Below are 7,454 nucleotides of genomic sequence, written 5' to 3'. Positions count from 1 at the left end.
GAGGGAGCGGACTATCAGCGGTGTTGCTTAACATGCAGTGAATTTTCTATCGGGTATCATGTAACAAGTCACCGAGATGGATCATCCATCGACACAATAGACATTGAGGCAAACTTATCGTTCCCGGGAACTTAGCCTATTGATTGTATGAGTAGATAGCAGCGGTGCTGGTGTTGTCAATTTTTAATAAGTGTGTTCGTTAAAAATCGAGAAGTAATAGGCCATAAAACTGCCGCGTTTTCCAGTAATATCTGCATAGCTGGTGTTTTGGAAAATCTTGGTGATTTCTTTGGAATAGGGCAAATGTAAATATTCATATAGACTCATGTTCTCTTGAACGACCGTTGGCGTAAAATCTCTCTTCATGATACCGTGGGCAATAAAACTCGTATTCATATTGTTCCTTACACTTCGTGGTTCGATAGGCGAACGAAAGCTGATAGTGTTGAATAGATGAACGATGGTTTCGTGTGTCCCAGCAGACAGGTTCTGCACACTGGTAGGGTTGAGCCAGATGATGGCGTGACTTTTGGCATTGGTCAAAGGAAACAAGCTATATTCACTGGTTGCGATCGGTGTTTTATATTGTCTGCTTGATGGTTGTTGTGTCAGTATCAGATTCATGGTTTCTTTATAGATACGATGATCGAAATGGTGATAATGAGACAAAATCATTTGAATAATGGCTGAGGAGCGACATGTCACCAAAGGGATGCTGTCTTGATAGATCAGTAAACACTGTTCGTAGTCATAATATTCCAGGGGCAAGATCAAAGAGATTGCCTGGTCGAAATGAATTTAAGGGGTTGACAGCAAAGCAGACGGCATCTGGTCAGTGTTTTCTGAAGTTAGGGGCATTCGCAAGTGAGGCAGCATTTATTCAACAGGTTGGCGGTAATGACTTCTTTAAACATGAGAGGTAACAGGGTGTTCAATGGACTGTTCAGACATAACTTCACTCTTTGAAAAGGTTTTCTTTTACTATAAAAGTCATCGAATTATTTTGCATTAATTATTCAAAACTAGTGGGAAAATACAGATTCTGAACGATTCTTGATTTCTTTGTTTTTGTTACGCTTAGGGTATCGCGCAAAAACGAACGTAAAGGAATGAATGATTAATGGATGTTGAAAGACTAATCAAGCATTATTTCAAAAAGACAATGATATTGTCTATTTGTTTAGCTTCTTGTTATGGCGTGTGATCGATCTACAAAGAAAGCAGACGAGACAATGCAAGGTGATTCCGGTCTTATTGGCGAAAGTTGAACCGCCAATACATCAGCTGTGAATCCCGACAGTAAAATGTAAGAAAGGGGATGCCGACAAAAAAATGGTGTTTTTCTTACATTTTTAGTACACTGATCTAAAAAAACAATCCGGAGGATTCTATGCGATCAGATGTACGTGAAGGGGTTCAAATTTATATTATGAGTGATATTAAACCTAATTTTACCCACTTAGCTAGACAGTTCGAATGTGATCCACTCACAGTCAAACGGGTACTACGAAAACAATCTATCTAGTAAGAAAGCTGCACCTAAGAAGCGGCCAAGCAAATTAGATACTTTTTGATCAACTATTCAAGTGAAAGTAGAACTAGGCTGTTCTGCTTCAGCGATTTATCGCTTTATCAAGAAGAAAGGTTATGAAGGAAAAGATTCTATTCTAAGAGATTACTGCAGTCAATTGCGAAAAGCACACATTCAGAAAGCAACCATTCGAATTGGAACACAGCCAGCTTTGTCTGCACAAGTTGACTGGAAAGAAGATCTTGTCCTTTACAATCATTCGGATTAACGGTTTCAAATCAATTTATTTTTATATGTTCTAGGATTTTCACGTTAGAAGTATATCGAGTTAACGGTAGACAGAAAACAAGATACACTACTTCGTTGTTTGAACAATGCCTTTCTTTCTTCTGAAGGAATTCCGTATGAAATTTGGTTTGACAATATACGCACCGTTGTTGATCAAAGTAGAACACAGTTTAGAAAGGTCACTTGGAACCAATGGTTCTATGAGTACAGTAAAGACGCAGGATTTAAACCAATTGCCTGTCGCCCTTATCGTCCGCAAACAAAAGGAAAAGTGGAAGCCTTAGCTCGAATGGTTGAGCAACTAAAAGTATATAATGGTGAATTCGATACATTGGAGGATTTGATTGATCTTGTTTTTGAATTCAATGAAGAGCGGAACAAAGAAATTTTTCAAGCAATTGATGGTCCGCCAATACTGAAATTTACTGCACATGAAAAAGAGCACTTATTGCCCTTTGATTCGAAATTACTAACGACCTACACACAAGATATCCTCTCTCGTAAGGTATCCAAAGAATCGCTCATAATCTATCAAAAGAATAAGTACTCTATACCCGTTCGCTATATCGGCAATTTAGAGATATTGATCAGGCTCAAATGGAGATATTTAAATATATTGAAACTTACTATAACACAAAATGCATACACTCTGCCCTGGGCTATCAATCTCCTAAAGACTTTGAAAAAAATTCCACTTGGACGGGATATACTAAAGTAGACACCAAGGTAAGAGAATTTGAGGAGGAATTATTATGAAACATAGATCATTCACACAAGAATTCAACCGGCAAGCTGTTTTACTCGTCCTAAATGAAGGAATACTTGTCCAAACTGTTTCAAAAAAATTGGTAGTCCATTCTAATTCCATCTATCGATGGATTCAAGAATATGAAAAATATGGATAACGTGCCTTTCCCGGTAGAAGGAGCCATGAATTCGTTCATAGAAATGAAATTACACGCCTCCAAAAAGAGAATAAACGGTTAAAAGAAGAAGTGGAACTCTTAAAAAAGTTCGAAGTCTTCCTGAAAGAAAAAGGAAGACTTCGATAATTTTTGAGTTTATAAAAGATCATCGAGGAATGCTATCTATTTTAGAGGCTTGTCGCTGCCTGAATGTCTCACGTGCAGTATATTATTTGTTCTGTCAACGGGAACCGTCAAATCTTGAAATTGAAAACGAAACCTTAGCTGAACTGTTAAAAGAAATATTTCTTGAACATAAGGGACGCTATGGCGCAAGAAGAATCAAATTTGTCTTACAAAAAGAATACCAATTAACAATCAGTCTTAGGTGTATCACTCGACTTCTTCACGCTAAAGGTCTCTATACTCGCGGTGTTCGCCGAAAATATCTGAGACAAAAGACTGGTTGTTGTAGTATACAAAAGAACTTAGTAAATCAGAATTTCTCTGTAAAATCACCTCATACTGTTTGGTTTGGAGACATTACTTATATACCTACTGTCGAAGGCACACTTTATCTCAGTTAGTACATTGATGCTTTTTCATGTCGAGTGGTTAGCTACCGTATCGACAATCATATGAGAGATGAATTAGTTGTTGAAAGTCTATAGACCGCTTTTTTCAAAGAAAAGCCAAAGGCTGGATTAGTCATTCATGTGGGCCAAGGATCTCAATATACAAGTCATCGTTTTTTTGAAGTAATTCAAGCAAATAAATTACTACTTTGTCATTCAAGGAAGGGCACTCCTTTCGATAATGTTGTGATGGAGTCCTTTTATAAATCACTTAAACGAGAAGTATTAAACAAACATGGTTTTAAAAGCAAGGCGGAAGCTGCCCTGCAGCTTGTAGACTATCTAGAAAATTATTACAACGCAAAAAGAATACATTCTAGTTTGGGCTACAAAACACCAGATGAATTTCTACTTTCACAAAATTAATTTATCTTTTTGGCCATAAAAGCCTTATCATTCCAACTTGTTCTCTTAACTTAGTGTCCAGTTTTTTTGAAAACTCCAAATTTCTCCACTCCGAAAAAATCTAACTTTTTGGGGTTACTACAGAATCAATTCTGATTAATCAGTCCTATAAATTATAGAGCCGTTTTTGCAGGGAGAGGTCTTTCTTGGTGAGTAAAAAGCCGAGTAAAAGGACAAAGTCTACCTGTAACAAAAAATGTGCAGAAGTTGTCCAAAGGGTCATTGTTCATATAGGTGTTAAGAAGTCGGTGAAAACGCAAGCGACGACTGCAGTCAAATTGAGTAAGTGTAGTGAAGTCGGAAGGTTGGTTTCTTCTCTTCATTCTCTATGCTTGGTTCATCTTCTAATTGTTCTGGTTTTAGAAGTGACTCTAAATCGATTTGATAGAGATCACTTAATTTGATCAATGTATCGATGTCTGGGGTGCTACGATTGTTTTCTCAGTTTGTGATTGTTTGTCTGGTAACAAATAATTTTTCGGAAACTTCTTGTAGCGTGAGCCCATATTCAATCGTCTCTTTTATATTTTTGCAGATATAGTCATTTCAACGCTCCTTCTGACATATCCTGTTAAAAAGCAGTTCAAAGAAACAATTGTAAAGCTCGACTTAGTGGAGAAATTCACAAGTAATATTCTTTAATGATCGGTCTATAAAATTCTAAAGTGGTGATGTAGTGTGGTGACAAGTGAATCAGACATACGTACGCGCACCAGGCTTTCTTGTACTAGAATAAAAAATTCAGATAAGGATGGGTGATAAGAGAATAGCTGAAAGATCAAAAATTTTAAAATTGAAAATCAATAAATTTTTTGAAGCCTAAAAAAGAATATTAAGGTGAAAGTTTGTAAAAAATAAATTAAAACCAATGATGTCTATAGCAATCCTATTAAGTGTTGTGGTGGTAATACCAGCATTTCAGGTGATGCGGATGCTACAATAGATTCTGGACAAAATACATCGCAGGTAGAAACTAATACGACGGCAACAAGACTTTGTTGAGTGTGGATGCTAAGAACGAGCAAACACAAGCCATTAGGGATAAGGAAAAAGTCATTACTGGATCTGTAAGTAAAGCAGAATCTGATGCATGCACTGTCCATAATGTTCCCAGATATGTCAATGCGTAATAGACTATTCGAGTATTAGATAGTAATTCAAATTTATTGCTTATTTACCTAAAAATGAAATGAATCCCAGGGAATCATAAAGAAAATGGCAGATCCAGCTGACCCATACGCTATTGAATTTTTTCCAAACGTGGTTGAGTGCCAATCTGGCAGGCATCAAGGTGATCAATAATTGAGCTGGATGAAAGCCGTACGCTGGGATGTGCCATAAAGCGAATAGCACACTGCAAATGATGGAAGACCAGGCAAAAGAAAGGCCTCTTTTCTGCAACGCCAACAAGAGGTTGGTACTAAGCAATTCTTCTCCCATCAGCATAAAGGGGACTTGCAAAAAGACCATTTGGACAGTGATGGTTTCGCTGATCGAGTTGGTTGTTGGTTGTCCAAAAATAGCGGCATAAATAAAGGAAAAGAACACGCCAGTCAAAATGACGAGAGGGACACCCCACAATAAAACGGTGAAACGAAAATGTTTGAACTGCTCCAAAAAGGTTGCTCGTAGGAGAAAAAAAACTGCGCTAAATGCGAATACCAGATTCCAGATGGTACCGACGATCGATAACACGGAATCGTTTAGTGGAGTATATGGAAGTAATTGATAGGTTAACCCAATGATTAAGGTAAGAACGAATAAATAAACTGCTGATTTGTGTTTCATTTTGAACACATCCTTCATAGTAATTGCCACATGCTGAAGTATAAACAGAAAAAGCATCAAAGTACAAAAAGATATCTCTCGTTATTTTTAAATAAAAAGAAAAAGCAATGAACACGATATCATACTTGGCAGAATTGGTTTTCTTAAAAGCAGAATAAAGGAATTCTAAGAACAATTCTCAAAATTTGTGAACAAAAAGAGAAGTTTATAAGAATCCCTGTAACACTGTTGAAACATTATTACGTTTATGTTACATTTTGTTTACGTTATTATGTTTGAGGGAGAATGTTTATGAAGAAATCAAGCAATGGTTCAAATAATTCACAACATAGAGAAGCGACTTCTGAAAAACAAGCACCTACTTCAAGGGTCGAATCACATCAAAAGCAAACAACGGGAACGACAAGACGCACGCCAACCGCCAATCGTCAAGTTTCTAAAAAGAAGCCAACCCATCGCAAATATCTCTTTTCATTGATGACGCTGCTGACAATCGTCATTATCGCCACTGGCGGCTATATCGCCTTTACATTGAAGCAGCAAGAAGCATTGGCACGCGAAAAATATGAAGCTGCTGCGCAAGAGCTATTAGCATCGATCCAAGAAGAGCAGGCCAAAGAGGGAATTCCAGCAAAACTTGAAACATTGTCTGATGGGGACAAAAAAGAATTGATTTTCCGACCAAAAGAAGAAAGTGCCATCCCTGTAAAGGATGCAAGTAAGAAATTATCGACCATGGCGAACAAGCTATGTAAAAAACACGCCGACAAAGAGACCGTTACGATCGCTCGGATTCAAGCACAAGCTGTTGCATCAAAAGTGTCAACCTATTCCTTAAAAGCGGACAGCTATGTTTGGAATCGGGAGACTGGGCGGTTTGAAGATGCGGATAGCGTGGTTGACGAACCGATTTTTATATCCGAGAAAACTGGCAATGAACTATCCTTGAAGGAATTAGTACCTGATGAAGGCAGCTTGCTAGGGATCCAGCAAGTGATTCAACAAAAGCTTTTGGATCAAGCCAAAGAACCGACTAAAATCATTGATGCCGTCTTGGGGATGGACCGAATCACCTATGATTCAAAATTTACTTATGATCCTGAAAAAATAACGCTCCGGTTGCCGCAAAATCAAACAGGCGTATCCGAGATCACTTTGGCTTACAAAGAGATTGCGCCGTTTATTGATCCAGAGCTTGTCAATGCGGAGCAATTGAAAGAGCAACAAGCGATGTTAGACGAAAACAAAAAATATGTTGCGTTGACTTTTGATGATGGACCAAATGATACTTCGACATTGGATCTCTTAAAAATCTTGAAAGACAATGATGTGAAGGCAACGTTTTTTGAATTAGGCCAAATGGTGGATCGATACCCTGAAGTCGCGAAAAAAGTCCATGAGGAAGGGCATGAAATTGCCAGTCACTCCTATTCTCATCCCCAATTAAATACGTTGTCGCCAGAGGAGGTCAAAGCGGAAATAATCAAAACGGACAAAGCCATCTATCAGGCGACAGGGGTCTTGCCTAAGAATTTGCGCCCGCCATATGGAGCGATCGATCAACAAAGCGCCCAAGCGGCAGGAAAATCAATCATTCAATGGAGTGTTGATACCGAGGATTGGAAGATAAAAGATCCAAACAAGATTTTGAAGGTCGTCCAAAACAATGTTTACGATGGATCGATTATTTTGTTACATGATATTCATCCGAAATCTGTTCAAGCCGTGCCGGGTATCATCAAAGCGCTCAAAGCGCAAGGCTATGAATTTGTGACGGTCGATCAATTGCTTAATGGCAGCCAAAAACCAATGTATCAATACTTTGGTGCAACTGATGAACGCAGTGTTAGCTAATAGCTGAAAAAGGAAGTGATGGCAATCATCGCTTCCTTTTTTATTATT

The 7,454-nt window shown here is 38.1% G+C and carries 6 protein-coding genes and 1 pseudogene; 5 read left to right on the top strand and 2 right to left on the bottom strand.

What is annotated here, in order from left to right; all coding sequences use genetic code 11:
- Positions 1-183 precede the first annotated feature (183 nt).
- Entirely contained in the window at positions 184-774 is a 591-nt protein-coding gene (locus tag ECA1_RS16545) for a competence protein ComK (protein ID WP_143142043.1), read from the bottom strand.
- 1,633 nt (positions 775-2,407) lie between these two features.
- On the opposite strand from ECA1_RS16545, the pseudogene ECA1_RS18095 reads away from it, so the two are divergent.
- From ECA1_RS18095 to ECA1_RS17535, 4 genes and pseudogenes are all read left to right on the top strand, one after another.
- Positions 2,408-2,515 (top strand): annotated as a pseudogene (locus ECA1_RS18095) (hypothetical protein); the annotation flags it as partial.
- A gap of 56 nt (positions 2,516-2,571) precedes the next feature.
- Positions 2,572-2,724, top strand: coding sequence for an IS3 family transposase (locus ECA1_RS18055; RefSeq protein WP_060793115.1), 153 nt, complete (start codon positions 2,572-2,574; stop codon positions 2,722-2,724).
- A gap of 176 nt (positions 2,725-2,900) precedes the next feature.
- On the top strand, positions 2,901-3,311 hold the full coding sequence (locus ECA1_RS18050; protein WP_081091768.1) for an IS3 family transposase: 411 nt from the start codon (positions 2,901-2,903) through the stop codon (positions 3,309-3,311).
- A 129-nt stretch (positions 3,312-3,440) separates the two neighbouring features.
- Entirely contained in the window at positions 3,441-3,725 is a 285-nt protein-coding gene (locus ECA1_RS17535; protein ID WP_162264664.1) for an integrase core domain-containing protein, read from the top strand.
- Positions 3,726-4,934: 1,209 nt separating this feature from the next.
- Here the strand turns inward: ECA1_RS17535 and ECA1_RS16525 are convergent.
- Positions 4,935-5,609, bottom strand: a complete 675-nt coding sequence (locus ECA1_RS16525; RefSeq protein WP_060793114.1) for a CPBP family intramembrane glutamic endopeptidase — start codon at positions 5,607-5,609, stop codon at positions 4,935-4,937.
- 234 nt (positions 5,610-5,843) lie between these two features.
- Between ECA1_RS16525 and ECA1_RS16520 the strand changes: the two genes are divergently transcribed.
- Positions 5,844-7,406, top strand: coding sequence for a polysaccharide deacetylase family protein (locus ECA1_RS16520; RefSeq protein ID WP_172462569.1), 1,563 nt, complete (start codon positions 5,844-5,846; stop codon positions 7,404-7,406).
- Positions 7,407-7,454 lie beyond the last annotated feature (48 nt).

It is taken from the genome of Enterococcus casseliflavus NBRC 100478, from assembly GCF_001544095.1.
GTDB classification, from domain to species: Bacteria; Bacillota; Bacilli; order Lactobacillales; family Enterococcaceae; genus Enterococcus_D; species Enterococcus_D casseliflavus.
This window is presented reverse-complemented; position numbering and strand designations above follow the sequence as displayed.

Excerpts from the sequence above, each read along its gene's own strand:
- ECA1_RS16525 (WP_060793114.1), bottom strand. The coding sequence starts at position 5,609 with ATGCTTTTTCTGTTTATACTTCAGCATGTGGCAATTACTATGAAGGAT.
- ECA1_RS18055 (WP_060793115.1), top strand. The coding sequence starts at position 2,572 with ATGAAACATAGATCATTCACACAAGAATTCAACCGGCAAGCTGTTTTA.
- ECA1_RS16520 (WP_172462569.1), top strand. The coding sequence starts at position 5,844 with ATGAAGAAATCAAGCAATGGTTCAAATAATTCACAACATAGAGAAGCG.
- ECA1_RS18050 (WP_081091768.1), top strand. The coding sequence starts at position 2,901 with ATGCTATCTATTTTAGAGGCTTGTCGCTGCCTGAATGTCTCACGTGCA.